Origin of the sequence: Bacillus sp. 522_BSPC, assembly GCF_001076885.1 — a bacterium.
Taxonomy (GTDB): domain Bacteria; phylum Bacillota; class Bacilli; order Bacillales; family Cytobacillaceae; genus Niallia; species Niallia hominis.
Map to the genome: position 1 here is coordinate 1 of NZ_JVDT01000078.1, position 16882 is coordinate 16882.

The following is a 16882-nucleotide window of genomic DNA, read 5'->3' on the forward strand; positions in this document are numbered from 1 at the left end:
AAATCAACATCAGGCTGAAATTGCTTTGCTGCTTGATAATGAGCAACTGTTTCGATTTCACCATCATCCACGTGAAAGGCTGCTTGAATTAATTTTTCACCGTATCCTGTAACGGTTGACCGAGAAATAGTAACTTCATTTGGAAGAACTTGATACAAGCTGATTAATCCTTCTCTAACGGTTTCAATGGGATTGCCCTTATTTTTTTCATAAAAATGAAACAATACTTCGTTATCCTCACCAATTAAAACCATTTTTGTTGTTGTTGATCCAGCATCAATGCCTAAATAGGTATTTCCTACATATGTAGAAAGGGGTCTCTTTTTTACTGTTGCTTGACGATGACGTTGATAAAAAGCTTCTAACTCCCGAATATCTCTAAAAAGAGGCTCATTTCCACTGGAGGCAGAAGACACTTTTGCTTCATTCATATCGGTTAATAGCTGTATGATTTGCTCTATTTTGATCACATCATTTTTTTCACTTTCTAAAGCTGCCCCTACCGCTACATAGTACTGTCCATCCTGGCTATACATGACTTGTTCATCTTTTAAATGGAGGGTTTCAATAAACCGTTTCCGAAGTTCTGGTAAAAAAGTTAACGGCCCACCTAAAAAAGCAACATTTCCACGAATCGGTCGGCCATTAGCAAGACCGGCAATCGTTTGGTTGACAACCGCTTGAAATACCGAAGCAGCTATATCTTCACGTCTTGCCCCTTCGTTTAGGAGTGGTTGGATATCCATTTTAGCAAATACACCACATCTTGAAGCAATCGGATAGATCTTTTCAGCTGAAGCAGCAAGGTCATTAAGACCTGCAGCATCTGTATTTAATAATGATGCGATTTGATCGATAAAAGCACCTGTACCACCTGCACAAGCTGAATTCATCCGTTGCTCCATTCCATTTGTTAAATAAATTAGTTTCGCATCTTCTCCACCGAGTTCAACGATAACGTCGATATTTGGCATAGTGGACTTGACTGCCTCTGTACATGCAACCACTTCTTGAATAAAAGGAACACCCATTCCCTTACATAAACCTAATCCTGAAGAACCACTAGCATTTATTTTTAATTCAGCAGTTGGAACCTTTTGAGCTAAGGTACTAAATAGATGTAAAATTGTATTTTTAATATCAGAAAAATGTCTCTGATATGATTTGAAGACAATTTCTTGATTGTCGTTAAGTACGACCATTTTGGCTGTTGTTGAACCAACATCAAGACCTATTTGAAACTTCATTTCAATCCCTACCTTCCTATAATCCTCGTTTTATCTCCACTTTAAGTTTAAATACGTTTGTTAAATTAAATATGAGTTAATGATAAGAATTACATAAGAATTACCAGTATCAACAGGAATAAGTAAAAATTTTTATTTATATTTAAGCTTCTTCTCATATTCATCTCATTCTCCCTTTGTAAACTTAAAAGAGAAATAAAAAGTGATACGAAAAGGAGAATATAAAAATAATGAGCAAGGATATATCAACTGTTCTATTTGACCTTGATGGAACGATTTTGGATACAAACCAATTAGTAGTTGCTTCCTTTCAGCATACATTAAAAAAACATCTGAATTTAGATGTAGATGAAAAGGAATTGAAACGCTATTTTGGTGAGCCATTAACAAAAACTTTTCAAAGGTATTATTCAGGTAATATTAACGAATTGTTGCATACTTTCCGTCAATTTGACGTCGCGAACCATGATGCACTTACTAGTTTCTTTCCTCATGCGAAAGAAGTGATACAGCTATTATCAGATAAAGGTATCAAGTTAGGGATTGTCACTTCCAAACATAATTATATGACTAGTCGGTGTAGTCATTTAGACGAAATAAGCAACTTTATTCACACCATTATTACCTTTGACGATGTAACTAATCCAAAACCAAATCCCGAGCCAATAGAAAAAGCATTATATGCATTAGCTGAATCACCTGAACATGCATTAATGGTCGGGGATAGCGTCGAAGACATTATTAGTGCAAAAAATGCGGGTGTACGGAGTGTATTTGTGTCATGGAGTGAGTTAAAAAAGGAGGAACTGGTGGACCAGCCTGACTTTGTGCTGGACGACTTTCTTGACCTTTTAAAAATTATTAACTCTGAAAAGGGTACCGTCAGGAAAGCCCGTTTATCCTGATGGTACCCTATAAATAAATTTATAATAATGAAACTGTAAGAACAAAAGGAATTAATAAACGATAACTAGATTTTACAACCAAAGGGAATCCATTGTGATTCCCTTAAAAACACACTGATATCAACAATTTTACTAATTTTCACCCATCAAGAGAACCGGTTCATATATTGAAATAGGATCTTTTTGATTAATAGAAGTTAATATCTATTATTTTATTAATCACTTTTTCTTGGTAGGTAACAGAGCCTGGATAATTCCTAACTGTAAAAATTTATGGATTCTTCCATTTAGTACTCCATAATCCCCTAATGTTCTCCCCGATCGATGCACTATTTTGATAATATAATCTATTACTCCTGAATTTAAAGATACTAAACGTTCAAAAAGCTCTCTTTCACCCTCTAACTTTCTATCTAAAATATTGCTCAAATCTCGTTCATAACAATCAACACGATTATGTAAAATATTTTGAATGGCCATTTTGCCTGAAATACAGGCAGTATCTATCCCTCCACCATGTAATGGGGAAACTAAGCCAGCTGCATCTCCTGCAAGCAACACATTATCATATACCAATCTATCCAGCTTTACAGTAGGACATAGCCCACCCATTTTCTTTGTTATTTTATAAGAAGACAGCCCTTCTTTTTCAAGTACTCTATCTAGCTTTGCCCATAAATTTAATTTAGTTGATTTAAAAACTCCTAGTCCAACATTTGCTTCGTTTTTTGATTTTGGAAAAATCCAGTAATATCCTGTATAAGGGTCCTCAAGTACTAACTTAATTCTCCCATAATATTCGCTAAAATCACCTGCCAATGTGTATTGGACCGTAACTGCAGATGTATCTTTATAATATTTATGGAATCCATATACTTGAGAAGTTATTGAAATAGCTCCTGAACTGTCAATGATCCAATCGTATTCCCAAACGAGTTCTATAAAGAATTCCTTCGTTATAGTAATGTTTTCGATAATGTTTACGCCTAATGATCTTGCTTCTTCAGCTAAACCTTTTTGCCATTCACGTCGATCAATCATCCAAATATTTATTTTGTCGTCACAGGGAAATACATACTTTGATTTTATTTTGAGTTCTATTTCTTCTACCTTAAACCTAACCCCATATCGGGGTTTCCCAAGCATGTTTAATGTATCAAAAAAACCTTCCGCACATCGAATGTTTTCACCAATTTCCAACTTTTCATATAACGTCACGCTTAATCCGCTTTTTGCTCCTTCTATTGCTGCAGTTAAACCTGCAGGGCCACCTCCAATGATTGCAATCTTTTGCAAGTTAATTCTCCTTCCCTTATTTCAAAGTACCTTTGCATTTTGGGGCTTATTGATTTAAAAAGTCCGATTTCTCCATACCTTTGAATGAAGAAATCGGACTTTTATTATGAATCTTGAAGAACTTTTAGAATGACTATTCTTCAGTAATCTTTACAACCTTATATTTTTCATTTGCTAATGATTCATGAATGGCTTGGTCACTTACTTCATTATGACTTTCAACCAATGCACTTTTATCTCCTAAGTTAACGGAAGCTTCCGTAACTCCCTCAATTGATTTTAAACATTTAAGAACCGTATCGGCACATCCTTCACATTTCATTCCTTCTATGGTTAGTTTCTTTTTCATTAAATATTTCCCCTTTCATTTATTCATTTTTATTTCATTCCTTCTAAATAGAAGAAGGTTTAAAACGTTTTAGTCTCAACGCATTGAGTAATACTGATACAGAGCTAAAACTCATAGCTGCAGCTGCAATGACCGGGCTTAATAATGGGCCCCCAAAAAGGAAAACAATTCCCATTGCAAATGGAATTCCTGCCGTATTATAACCAAATGCCCAGAATAAGTTTTGCTTAATATTTCGAATGGTTGATCTACTTAATTCAACTGCGGTAGGAACATCCATCAAATCACTTCTCATTAAGACAATATCAGCTGATTCCATTGCAACATCGGTACCTGATCCAATGGCTATCCCAACATCGGCTTGTGCAAGTGCAGGTGCATCGTTAATTCCATCTCCAACCATTGCGACTTTTTTGCCTTCTTCTTGCAGCTTTTTCACTTCATTCGCTTTATCTTCTGGTAGAACTTCACTTAGTACCCGATCGATGCCAACTTGCTTGGCAATGGCTTCAGCGGTACGTTTGTTATCACCAGTAATCATAGCAACTTCTATACCCATTTTGTGAAGTTTTTGGATTGCTTTTATGCTATTTTCTTTAACCGTATCTGCTACCGCAATAATACCGGCAATTTTATCATTCATCGTAATATACATTGGAGTTTTCCCTTGACTGGCTAATTCATCTGATGTTTTAGATAAAGATCCTAATGATATGTTACGATCATCCATTAATTTTCGGTTTCCTAATAACATATGGTGGCCGTCAATGGTTACTTCAATTCCATGTCCTGGGATCGCTTTAAAGGCCTGCGTTTTCTTGAAGTTCATTCCTCTTTCTTCAGCACCTTTAACGATTGCATCACCTAATGGATGTTCAGAACCCTTTTCAGCAGATGCTGCTAAAATTAATAGTTCTTCTTCGGAAATACCATTTGCTGTAACAATGTCAGTGACTTTTGGTTTCCCTTCCGTTATCGTTCCAGTTTTATCAAATACAATGGTTTGAATTTTATGCGTAGTTTCTAGAGCTGTACCACTTTTAATCAGAACGCCGTGTTCCGCTCCTTTACCAGTTCCAATCATAATGGCTGTTGGTGTAGCTAAACCTAGTGCACATGGGCATGCGATAACTAAAACTGAGATGGCAATAGTTAATGCGAAAATACCTGTTTGACCTCCAAAGTACCAGGCTAATCCTGAAAGGACAGCAAGCCCAATAACAATTGGCACAAAGTAACCTGAAATAATATCAGCTAATTTAGCAATAGGAGCTTTTGAGCCCTGCGCATCTTCTACTAATTTAATAATTTGAGATAGGGCCGTGTCTTTACCAACCTTTGTTGCCTTGTATTGGATCGTACCATTTTTATTGATACTGGCGCCTATTATATTGTCTCCTGCGTTTTTTTCTACAGGAATGCTTTCCCCTGTTAACATGGACTCATCAACAGCCGTTGTCCCCTCAACGACAATACCATCCACAGGCATTTTTTCACCTGGTTTAACGATTAAAATGTCGCCTACAACCACTTCGTCTATCGAAATTTCCACTTCTTGATCATTTCTTAAAACAATAGCAGTCTTAGGAGCAAGACCCATTAATTTTTTTATGGCTTCTGATGTTTTTCCTTTTGTTAAAGTTTCAAGGTATTTTCCTAATGTAATTAAAGTTAAAATAACGGCTGCCGTTTCATAATATAATTCACTGGCATAACTTGAATTTCCTAAATAAATCATGACTGTCGCAAAAATACCGTATAAAAAGGCTGCACTTGTTCCTAAAGCTATCAAGCTATCCATATTTGGGTGTCCTCTAAACAAAGTATTATATCCAACTGTATATATCTTCCTATTTACGATAACCACTGGTATGGTTAACAGTAACTGAATCAGTGCAAAGGCTTCTGGATTCATCATCGGATCAATAATTCCAGGTAATGGTGCCCCCACTATATGGCCCATGGCGATGTAAAGTAATGGAGCAGTAAATACGGCTGATATCCAAAATCTTTTCCATAGTTTTTTAATTTCTCTTTGTTTTTTCGCTTTATCTTCGTCAATGGACTCTTCAGATGCAATGTCTTCATGCGCTTCGTAACCTGCATGGGAAACAGCTTGAATGATATCCGAAGTTGATACCACCGAAGAATCGTATTCAATACTCAATTTTTCCGTTGCTAAGTTCACATTGGATTCCAATACGCCTTCTAATTTTCTTGTTGCTTTTTCAATCGTTTGAGCACAGGATGCACAGGTCATACCTGAAATAGCAAAGGTCTTCTTTTCTGTATTTGCCACAGCTTTATATCCCGCTTTATCAACAGCTTCTTGAATATCTTGTAATGAAATCGCATTTTCATCATATTGAATATTCATTTTTTCGGTTGCTAGATTCACACTTGATGACTTCACACCAGGTAGCTTTTTTGTCACTTTTTCTATTCTTTGGGCACATGATGCGCATGTCATGCCTTCTATATTTAACGTTTTTTCAGCCATTCTCTTAACCTCCCTTATTTATATTCTTTTAGGAAAAGTTTGGTTTTGGGATTTCCCAACCTTCCACATTAAAACACTGATCCTCTATAGAATCTGTAATGTCTTTTAAGTCAACCTCATGTAAATCAAAGGTTATGTTGATCTTTCCTTCATTAGGAAGGACATAGATGGATTCAATACCGTCTAACTTCCCAATCTTTCCTTCAATTAGATTTATGCAATGTTCACATGTCATTCCTTGAACATTAAGTATTACCTGATTCATAACAGTCCTCCTTTTTTCTAATTGATTATTTTCATTTTGAACTGACCCTATTAACCACTTCATTAATTCAGATCGAGATAAAACTTTCTTAACATTAATTTCTTTTTCCTTTAAGTGGTTGATCACTTTGTCAATCGAGAACAAGCAATTTCTCCCCATTCGTTACTTCTTCATTTAATTCTTTTATCCACCATACGGATATAGGGTATATTTTTATTAAAAAAAAATAAAATTCCAATAACAGAATCTATCTTGTTTTTTTATTGGTGCTTTTCAAGCTTTAAGTTATACTTTTCATTTTTTCATTAATCTCTGAATCGATATTAGCATTTCATCTAAAACTTCCATATCACCTTTTTGAATTCTATCTACAACACAGTTTCTCATATGACCTTCTAGTAGAATTTTTGCTACACTATTTAAAGCTGCTTGGCTTGCAGAAATTTGTGTAATTACATCATCACAATACACATCTTTTTCAATTAATCTTTTAATACCTCGAACTTGTCCTTCGATTCGATTTAGCCTGGTTACAAGATTATGTTTTACCTTTTCTGAATTATGGCTTTTTCTTTCCTTTGAAATAGAGTAATAGCTTTCTACAGTTATTGGACTATTTTCTAAATCGGGCGCCATTTTCATTTCCTCCTTTATACTTACATTGTACCTTACCCCCCTACCCTATGTAAAGCAAATTCTTTTTTATCCTTTTACTTCTCCTTAAGAATACTATTTAATGGTGATGTCCTGAATGTCTGCCTTTACTATGATTATGCCCTGAGTGATCATGACCAAATAGGTGCATAAGTGGACAAAGTAGGAATATTCCCCATATTAGCCAATCCCATTTCCCATATATAGCTGCTACAATTCCAATAATTATTACTAATAAAATAGGTATTGCTAGCTTTTTAAGTGTCAACGTATTAAACCTCCTTCTATTCTATGGTTTAAGTTTAAATCCTTAAGTTAAATTTAAACTGAGATGAAGATAAGAATTACATAAGAATTAAAAGGGTTAACCTATCTATAAATCAAAGCATGTCTTGAACTGTTTTCTAATTATCTTTTGGATCTTCTTTATCATCACCGTCAGATACTTCATTAAACTCTATATCCTGTTGATATTCTCTAAAGGACGAAGGGTTGAAATCAGCAAAGGCTAATCCCAATATCGTCCAAACAAAAAAACATTTTCAGTTTCTTTCCATTGAGGATTTCTCTATTTTCGCCATCCTTACACTTTAGTATGATTTGATTAACATTTGATAAAAAGAAAACTCCCAACCTAGAGTTTTCTCCTTGAATGTAGTTTATCAACATTTATGAACATAGAAAACCAAATAAAATTACAAATATCGAAAATAAATTTATTAGTTGATTCACTTTAATAAACGAGAGGCAAGTAAATGATAAATTCAGTACCCTCTTCTAATTTGCTATTAACGACAATTCTTCCTTGATGTTCGTCGATTATCCACTTTGCAATCGATAACCCTAAACCTGTGCCGTCTGGGGATTGTTTTCTTGCTGATTCAGTTCGATAGAACCGATCAAAAATATATGGTATCTTCTCCATTGGGATCCCAATCCCAGTATCTTTTATTTGAATAACCGCCTGTTTTTTCTCTTCCGTAACCATTACATAAATTCTTCCTTTTGGATTGGTATACTGAATAGAATTATCAAGGAATATGATTAATAATTGTTTGATTAAATCCTGATCGCCCCATACCATTACTTGGTCTTTAATTTTTGATTCTATTAAAACTGCTTTTTCCCATAATTCCATTTCTACTAATACTTCAGTTGTAATGGTAGATAAATTAATAATATTTTTTTGATAAATTTGCCCTGCATCAGCACGTGCTAGTGATAAAAGGTCCGAGACTAATTTTGACATTCGGATGGCTTCATTCCTAATATCCTCTAGAATCTCTTCTCTTTCTGATTCCGGTATATTTTTCATCTTGTGTAAAATATCCAGGTTTCCTCTAATAGTCGTTAATGGTGCACGCAGTTCATGGGAGGCATCAGAAAGGAATCGTTTTTGATTTTTATAAGCCTTTTCTAAGCTATCCAGCATTTGATTAAAAGTCCCCGTTAATTGTCCTAGTTCATCAGGAGGACCTGTATATAAGACGCGTTGTTCAAAATCTTGGGAAGCCGTAATCGCTTTAGCTGTTTTTCCAATTAAATCCACTCTCCATAATGTTTTTTTTGCCAAAAACCAAGCAGCTATAGAAGCTATGATAATACCTATTCCACTTAAACCGATTACTGTCCACTTAAATCTTTTTAAAGATCTATCAATAGAATCTAATGAATATAAAGTCTCGATATAGCCTATTTTTGATTGATCAAGATAAATAGGATTAATCTTTATCCTTATCCTTATTCCATTCTTATCCGTAACAGTTTGGAATTCTGAGCCATCTAAAAAGACCTTTTCCTTTGAAAATGGATGATTTTTTAAAAATAAATGAGAAGTCGTTTGAATAAGCTCATCTTTTTTCCCCTTTATCATTACGGCATATTCATTAATCGTTAAGGAATCAACTGACATATTTACTTTCTCTAATGGGGTTCCTTTTTTTAACTGTCGTGTAATCTCCTCCTGTACGTGAGAAGATATATTCGTAAGCATTTTATCTCCAGCTTCATAGGATGCTTGTTTATGAGTGTAATAAATAATAGAAATGACTAAAGCCATAATGCTTCCAAAAAGTAGGCAATTCCATAAAGTGAGTCTTAATCGGATGGGCATGGATTTCATTCCTTCATCACATACCCAGAGCCTCGGACTGTATGAATTAATCTTTTTTCCTTGTTCAACTCGAGCTTATGACGTAAATAACCCACATAAACTTCGAGAACATTTGATTCTCCTTGAAAGTTATACCCCCAAACTTTTTCCATAATCAGTTCACGAGGCAAAACTCTTTTTGGATTTTGCATAAAAAGCTCCAATAAATTAAATTCAGTTGTAGACAACTCGATGGACCTCCCATTTCTTTCTGCTGAACGGGAAGCTAAATCCAAGGTTAGATCAGCAAAATGAATATAATCCCCAGTATTAATGTTATCCGTTCTTCTTAATAGTGCTTTTATACGGGCAACCAATTCTTCAAAAGCAAAAGGTTTGATAAGATAATCGTCTGCCCCGGTTTCTAGACCTTCTACACGGTCTGCAACAGAGTCCCTTCCAGTCACCATTAAAATTGGGATGTTCCCATCTTTTCTTAACCTTCTGCAAACTTCTAGACCATCAATTCCAGGCATCATTACATCTAATATAACTAGGTCAGGTGACTGATCAAGTATCATCATTAAACCTTCCCTACCATTATTAGCAACGATTACATCATAACCTTCAAAGGTAAGTCCTCTTCTAATCATAGAAGTAATTTTGGTGTCATCATCTATTACAATTATTTTTGCATTCACTTTATATACCTCCTCTGAGTATTATCGATGTCGATTTGATTAGAAGTAATAATAAAAAGATAAAGTTTTATAGATTAGTATCATAAATTTTGAGTGTGATTACTGTTACTTATTGGTTTATTCCCAAAATGGATTTTAGGAATAAACCTAGGAACGTTCTTCACATATGATAGGTACTCATCCCCAAACAAATTGATCATTACTTTCTCTTCTTTTTTTGCCAACCAATTATACATACCAATTAATGCAGGGGCCATCAAAAGGGTTATGATTGTGGGCCATTGAACTAGAAAACCTACGATCATTAAGATGAAACCACTATACTGCGGATGGCGTACAAAGCGATAAATCCCCTTCGTTATTAATTGTCCTGACCCTTTGTGAATTCCTCTCCATCCAATAGCGATCACAATAAGACCACTAAAAATTATAATATTACTAAGAGGATGTAAAATATTAAATAGGATTGGTGATCCCCCAGCTAACGCTACCCACAAATGTCCGTTTGCGTGGGTAAATGGGTCAAGGACCGGATAATTTTGGCCTAATATTGAAGTGAGAAAATATATGGTTAAAGGGAAACCAAACATTTCGCTAAATAAAGCTACGAGAAAGGCAGTAAATGCTCCCATAGTTCTCCAATCTCTTTTTGTAGTTGGTTTAAAAGCGGTATATGTAAATAACCCAAAGATCAAAATATTAAAAATAACTGCAGCCCATAATCCATAGGCAGTTTGGTCTACGCCATGCATTTCAATTCCTCCATGTTATCTTTTTTCATTAACTTTAATAAAAAAGTATGGAGAAATGATGGAGTTAACCAAAATTGATTCAAGAATAATATAAGTTTGTACAAATAATGAAAAAAGAGATCCATTCATAGGTTTTAAATCCCTTATGAATCAATCTCTTCCTTTATTAGAAAACTTTTAAATTAAAGTAGTAACTCAATCTTACATCATTTTCCGTTTAATACTCATAACCCACTGATAGGGTAATGATGAATTGATAATTGGTTATCAAACTTTATATAATTTATTATTTAATTTAATATTTTAAACTGTTAATTGCTTGGGTTTTGCAAAGATCATCCTTCCAGCAGAGGTTTGCAGTACACTTGTTACAAGTACATCAATATATTTACCAATAAACTCGCGGCCAGCTTCTACGACAATCATCGTACCATCATCTAAATATGCTATTCCCTGATTATGCTCTTTACCGTCCTTTATTAATTGAACGTTCATTTCTTCCCCTGGTAATACTACTGGTTTAACTGCATTAGCCAAATCATTAATATTTAAAACAGATACTTTTTGTAATTCACATACTTTATTTAAATTATAATCATTGGTTACAACTACACCATTTGTGATTTTAGCTAATTTTACAAGTTTACTGTCCACTTCCTGAATTTCTTCAAAATCTCCTTCATATATCTCGACTTTTATTTCAAGTTCTTTTTGAATTCGATTTAATATATCAAGGCCTCTTCGACCTCTATTTCTTTTTAACAAATCAGAGGAATCTGCAATATGTTGTAACTCAGTTAAAACAAACTGAGGAATAACAAGCGATCCTTCCAAAAAACCAGTTTGGCAAATATCTGCAATTCTACCATCGATGATAACACTTGTATCCAGTATCTTCACAGCATTATTAACCTCTTTTTTAGGGTCCTCTTCCACCAATTTTTTCTTCTTGGAGAATAAGCCAAGTAATTCTTCTTTCTTTTTAAAACCGACTTGAAAGCCTAAATAGCCAAAAATTAATGTTAGTAAAATAGGAGCCACCGTGTTTAAAACAGGAACCTCAATTGCATTAAGGGAATAACCAATTAAAAAGGCAATAATAAGTCCAAAAGCAAGCCCTGCACTTCCAAATATGATATCTGTAATAGGTGCCTTCACTAATGATTCTTCCATCCATTTAACAAAATGAATCACATAGTCAATCGCCCAAAATGTAATTAAATAAAATATAATAGCGCCCAAAATAACTGATATATATGGGTTATTTAATAGGGGAATGTCATCTAAAGTAATTAACCTTAATAAATCATGAATTAAAAAAAGACCTAATGCCCCTCCAATAATGAGGAAGCATGCTTGAACAATACGTTTTAACAATCCTTCACCTTCTTATTTTTTGAAATTATTGATCTTATGTTAGCAAACTATTCTTATTCTGGTTGTCTTTCTATACCTGTGGTAAAAGAAGGTCAAACAAAGACTGAGTTAATCTTTTCCTATAGCTACTTTTTATTATGGAATTATGAATAAATATATTCTTCCAATAAATCAGGGTCAAAAATTAAATTATGATTAGCATCTGTTTTAATTCGATGTTCCTTTTTAAGTTTTGTTAGCATACGGCTGACTGTTTCTCTTGTTGTACCAATCATTCTTGCCAGATCTCGATTTGTAAATTCACTTTTAAGAAGTATACTGCCATCGCGAAGTACTTGTCCATGTTCTTTCCCAAGTCTAATGATTAATTTAATAATTTGTTGATAGGTATTATTCAGTATTTGTGATTCTAAGCGCTCTTGAAAATCAATAATTTTTTCTCCTAATACCTTTAATACTTTAATACATAGATCAGGATTTTCAATTAATACTTTTTCAAATTGTGCTATTGGAATAACAATAAGTATGGAATTCTCTAGTATTTCCGAAAAGGCTGGATATCCTCCTTTTCGGAAAAAACCCACATGTGGAAACATATCTCCTTTTTTTAATAAAGAAACTATTTGTTCCTTTCCTTCCATATCCGTTTTATATATTTTCACTTTACCTTCAAAAATAAAATAAACGTTTTCGATTGGTTCATCTTGAAAAAAAACATGGCTTCCTTTATTCCATTCTCTTGTTATAGAGATACTAGCAATTTCACCTATTTCATGATTATTTAGTTCGTGAAATAGTGGAAATTCAGATAATATTTTTATAATTTCCTCTTTAATCATTTTTCACCTCTTACACTGATTCCTTTTATTTGAAATATGACTTAATGCCCTGTGATTACGATATTAGAATAAATAATTTAATGTTCATTAACAATGATAATACAGACTTTCCTTCTTTATAATAATTCATCCTACTAGGTTTTACACAACAAGTGCAGGGCAGCCTCCTGTCTTAACTTTTGATAATTTTCTTCATATTATATGTTTTCAAAACAGAAAGGGCCCCGTCTCCATTGATTAAGGTAACATAAAGATATTCCGGTTATTACTAATATTAATTACATGAATACCAAGGGGATCGTATCTATTGTTTCTTCTTTTATAAATTTACCACTGAAATAGTACCTTCTCCTACATTAGGTACGTAAAAAATGGATGTCTCTTGCTCCTCGGACGTTTTAACATCCCAATATATAAAAATTGCCCCTATAATCTCTAAAATGATAAACCACAAAAAAAGTTTTTTTATCATTTCTTATCCCCTTTAGCAATAATGGTTCCTCTATACATTCCCATTTGACAAGTAAAATCATAAGTACCTGTCTGCATTGGTGGGAGTTCAATTATTACTTTTTTTCCAACAGGTAATGTAGCACTTTTTTGAAAATCCGGGAAAATGACCATTTCAGAACAGGCAGCTGTTTCTTCTCTTGTAAACTCAAAGCGAACTGGTTTTCCGCTTTGTACGATAACTCGTGCAGGATGATAGCCATTTTTCACTTGAATAGTTGTTTCTTGATAACCTGAATTTCCCTTCGCGGCAAGGCTTCCACCTTTTTTGGGTCTCCAGAAAAACCATGCAATTAAGCCAATAAATAATAGTCCCCCAATTGTGACGATCCAATTAGAAACATCCATCTTTCTCCACTCCTTTAAAATGTTTTTAGTTTTAGACCTTTTAACCTGTTTGCATTTAAAATGACTGTTACGGAGCTAAAGGCCATTGCCGCTGCTGCAAGCAAAGGTGATAATAAGATTCCTGTAAATGGATACAGTACACCAAGGGCAATGGGAATTCCAACAGTATTATAAATAAACGCCCCAAACAAGTTTTCATAAACATTTTTCATGGTTGCCCTGCTAATTTTAATTGCACTTACAACGCCTTTTAAGCTTCCTGAGATTAACGTAATATCACTTGCTTCAATTGCTACATCTGTTCCGGTTCCAATGGCAATTCCAACATCTGCCTGTGTCAAGGCAGGTGCATCGTTTATACCATCCCCGACCATAGCCACTTTTTTACCTTCTGCCTGTAACTTTCGAACATTTTCCGCCTTATCTTGTGGAAGTACATCTGCTAATACTCGTTTTATTCCTACTTGCTTTGCAATAGCTTGAGCCGTGCGTTGATTATCACCAGTAATCATTACCACTTCTAAACCCATCTTTTCTAATTCCTGAATAACAGACAAGGAGTCTTCTTTTACCGTATCTGCTACAGCTATGATACCTGCTGCCTCCCCGTCAATAGCCATAAACATTGGGGTTTTTCCTTCATCTGCCATCGAAGATGCATACTTGTTAAACCCGTTAAGTGGAATACCTTCTTTTTTCATTAACTTTAAGTTTCCAAAGTAAATTCTCTTATCTTCCACGATTCCTTCTACACCATGTCCTGGTATAGCATTAAACCCGGTTACTTTAGCAAGGGGTATTTTCTTTTTTTCTGCGTTATCCATTATTGCTGTTGCAAGGGGATGCTCTGATCCCTTTTCGATGGAAGCACTAAATTTTAATAAATCTGTTTTTGAATACTTACCTAATGATACAATATCTGTTAAAGAAGGTTTCCCTTCCGTAATCGTACCTGTTTTATCCAATACAATTGTATTTAATTTTTGGGCAACTTGTAAGGCCTCTCCTGAACGGATTAAAATACCATTTTCGGCCCCCTTTCCAACTCCAGTTGTTAAAGACATTGGGGTTGCCATTCCGAGTGCACATGGACATGCTATAATTAAAGTAGTTACGGCGACGATTAATGCATATACCCAACCAGGCTGTGGACCAAAATTATACCAAACGATAAATCCTAATATTGCTGCAATAATTACACCAGGAGTAAAGTAAGCGGATACGTTATCCACTACCTTTTGAACGGGAATCCGTGAACCTTGTGCTTGTTTAACCATTTCTACTATATTAGCTAAAGCCGAATCTTTTTGTTCCTTTGTAACTTCGAAAGTAAAACTACCTGTTTTGTTCAAAGTTCCGCCAAATACTTCATTACCAGGGATTTTATCAACCGGCATGGATTCACCTGTTAACATGGATTCATCAACGGCAGAATTCCCATCTAATATAATCCCGTCTATAGCAATTTTCTCTCCCGGTCGAACAATTACTTTATCACCAATCTTCACTTCTTCAATTGGTACTTTAACTTCTATTCCTTCTTTTATTACATTTGCAGTCTTTGGCTGAAGTCCAACTAATTTTTTAATCGCTTCAGATGAACGTCCTTTCGCCTTTACTTCCATCGCCATTCCAAGAATTACTAGAGCTGTAACGACTGTTGTGACATCATAATACACCTCAGCCATTTCCTCTTTTGGGAAAATCCCAGGCCAAAAGAGAGCAACGAGAGAATAAAGCCAAGCTGCACTTACACCGGTGGCAATTAATGTGTGCATATTAGCAGAACGTTGTTTTAATCCTTCCCACATGCCAATAAAAAATTGGTTTCCACTTACAATCAGGACAAGGAGAGCAAAAAATCCCATTATTAACCTTGCCCACCATAGTTCCACACTACCCATTGGAAGCCAATCACGTATACCTGGAATCAAATTTGGATAGGAAACAACAATAATCGGTACGGAAATAGCAGCTGCAAACCACCACTTTTTCATTAAAGAACGATATTCCATTTCTTCTGTCGGCTCTTCCTGCTGATGCATATGATGCTCATGAACATGGCTATTTTTTTGAGTTCCCATCTCCCATTCTCCTTTCATCAAATGTCTTTCTTTACTTCGATTCTAAAAAACTTTACTTAACTTCAGCTGAAACAAATCTAAGAATTACATAAGAATTATATTTTTATTCGCTATCAACTAAAAAAACTTGTTTCTTTAGGCTAACCAAATGGAAGAAAAACCTAGTAGTATGGTGATTATTCCAATCATTAATCTCAATTTATTTCTCATTAAAATAAAATCCTGACTTATACTTTGTAATAGTTTTTTATTTGAAAGGATTAATGCAAAGATAACCACAGGCAAAATAAAGCCCAAATTATATACAAATAATAACGGATACTTAACTACAAATGGTTTAGATTGGATGATGATTAATATGGCCATATAGATGGCTCCGCCACATGGCACGGTACAAAGCCCAATAACTAGTCCACTAAAGAAGCTGCCAAATTTGGAAACAGGATTGCTATATTTTTTATAAATGGGATGTAAAAATCTTGGCATTTTAATAATTGCTTGTGATTGCTTAAATAGGGAATCACGGACCATGAATACACCGAGAACAACAACTAAAAATCCAGCAGTTTGTGCGAGTGTTTTTGTTTGAAAGGATGATATTTGAAATAACTCAAGAATTCCTATTCCCAAAAGAATATAAATCAAGAAAATACCAAATGCATAAAAAAAGGCATAACTTAAAATATTTTTTCGTTGTCTTTCAATATTCAAATCATTGTCTATCTCTGATCCAAAGCGGTTCAGCAAAAACCCTGTCCATAATAATAAAGTACTAAATGCACAAGGATTAAATCCATCCAAAATTCCCGCTAATAACATAAACCCAAATAGAAGGATGATACTTGTTGTTGCAGCTATACTAGCAGCCATAATACTTTGATTTAATAAAAAGGAAAAAAACAATAATATAAAAAAGAGAAACAAACTTATAATAGTAGTTTTTAATGGTGTTTTCATTTTAAT

The 16882-nt window shown here is 34.4% G+C and carries 17 protein-coding genes; 1 reads left to right on the top strand and 16 read right to left on the bottom strand.

Translation table 11 applies throughout. From position 1 onward, the window contains the following. On the bottom strand, positions 1–1247 hold a 1247-nt coding region (locus tag ADJ83_RS05945; RefSeq protein ID WP_048717226.1), incomplete at its 3' end, for a BadF/BadG/BcrA/BcrD ATPase family protein. A gap of 230 nt (positions 1248–1477) precedes the next feature. Between ADJ83_RS05945 and ppaX the strand changes: the two genes are divergently transcribed. After that, complete coding sequence (gene ppaX / locus ADJ83_RS05950; RefSeq protein WP_031539138.1) at positions 1478–2152, top strand: pyrophosphatase PpaX; 675 nt, start codon at positions 1478–1480, stop codon at positions 2150–2152. Positions 2153–2371: 219 nt separating this feature from the next. On the opposite strand, the gene ADJ83_RS05955 is transcribed toward ppaX, so the two are convergent. The 15 genes from ADJ83_RS05955 to ADJ83_RS06020 form a co-directional block, all read right to left on the bottom strand. Continuing rightward, a complete protein-coding gene (locus ADJ83_RS05955) occupies positions 2372–3448 on the bottom strand; it encodes an NAD(P)/FAD-dependent oxidoreductase (RefSeq protein ID WP_051641004.1) in 1077 nt (358 codons plus the stop codon). A 133-nt stretch (positions 3449–3581) separates the two neighbouring features. After that, a complete protein-coding gene (locus ADJ83_RS05960) occupies positions 3582–3797 on the bottom strand; it encodes a heavy-metal-associated domain-containing protein (protein ID WP_031539142.1) in 216 nt (71 codons plus the stop codon). Positions 3798–3840: 43 nt separating this feature from the next. Beyond that, positions 3841–6297 (bottom strand): heavy metal translocating P-type ATPase, encoded by a 2457-nt coding sequence (locus ADJ83_RS05965; RefSeq protein WP_031539144.1) that lies wholly within the window; start codon positions 6295–6297, stop codon positions 3841–3843. Between the two features lie 28 nt (positions 6298–6325). Further along, positions 6326–6562, bottom strand: a complete 237-nt coding sequence (locus ADJ83_RS05970; protein WP_031539145.1) for a cation transporter — start codon at positions 6560–6562, stop codon at positions 6326–6328. Between the two features lie 294 nt (positions 6563–6856). Continuing rightward, positions 6857–7198, bottom strand: a complete 342-nt coding sequence (locus ADJ83_RS05975) for a metal-sensitive transcriptional regulator (protein WP_031539146.1) — start codon at positions 7196–7198, stop codon at positions 6857–6859. A 97-nt stretch (positions 7199–7295) separates the two neighbouring features. After that, the gene (locus ADJ83_RS05980) at positions 7296–7484 is read right to left on the bottom strand and encodes a DUF2933 domain-containing protein (RefSeq protein WP_031539147.1); all 189 of its coding nucleotides are present in this window, start codon (positions 7482–7484) and stop codon (positions 7296–7298) included. Positions 7485–7949: 465 nt separating this feature from the next. Beyond that, complete coding sequence (locus tag ADJ83_RS05985) at positions 7950–9329, bottom strand: HAMP domain-containing sensor histidine kinase (protein ID WP_160314245.1); 1380 nt, start codon at positions 9327–9329, stop codon at positions 7950–7952. 5 nt (positions 9330–9334) lie between these two features. Further along, positions 9335–10009, bottom strand: a complete 675-nt coding sequence (locus tag ADJ83_RS05990; protein ID WP_031539149.1) for a response regulator transcription factor — start codon at positions 10007–10009, stop codon at positions 9335–9337. An 80-nt stretch (positions 10010–10089) separates the two neighbouring features. Beyond that, positions 10090–10761: a methyltransferase family protein gene (locus tag ADJ83_RS05995; protein ID WP_031539151.1), complete on the bottom strand. Its 672-nt coding sequence runs from the start codon at positions 10759–10761 to the stop codon at positions 10090–10092. A gap of 303 nt (positions 10762–11064) precedes the next feature. Next, on the bottom strand, positions 11065–12138 hold the full coding sequence (locus ADJ83_RS06000) for a PIN/TRAM domain-containing protein (protein WP_031539153.1): 1074 nt from the start codon (positions 12136–12138) through the stop codon (positions 11065–11067). Positions 12139–12281: 143 nt separating this feature from the next. Beyond that, entirely contained in the window at positions 12282–12977 is a 696-nt protein-coding gene (locus ADJ83_RS06005; RefSeq protein ID WP_031539154.1) for a Crp/Fnr family transcriptional regulator, read from the bottom strand. Positions 12978–13296: 319 nt separating this feature from the next. Beyond that, positions 13297–13449 (bottom strand): hypothetical protein, encoded by a 153-nt coding sequence (locus ADJ83_RS25490; protein WP_155986778.1) that lies wholly within the window; start codon positions 13447–13449, stop codon positions 13297–13299. Continuing rightward, positions 13446–13835, bottom strand: a complete 390-nt coding sequence (locus ADJ83_RS06010) for a cupredoxin domain-containing protein (RefSeq protein WP_031539155.1) — start codon at positions 13833–13835, stop codon at positions 13446–13448. The genes ADJ83_RS25490 and ADJ83_RS06010 overlap by 4 nt, the downstream gene beginning before the upstream one ends. 14 nt (positions 13836–13849) lie before the next feature. Then, entirely contained in the window at positions 13850–15919 is a 2070-nt protein-coding gene (locus ADJ83_RS06015) for a copper-translocating P-type ATPase (RefSeq protein WP_051641005.1), read from the bottom strand. 135 nt (positions 15920–16054) lie between these two features. Continuing rightward, positions 16055–16876: a cytochrome c biogenesis CcdA family protein gene (locus tag ADJ83_RS06020; protein ID WP_031539157.1), complete on the bottom strand. Its 822-nt coding sequence runs from the start codon at positions 16874–16876 to the stop codon at positions 16055–16057. Between the last annotated feature and the right edge of the window lie 6 nt (positions 16877–16882).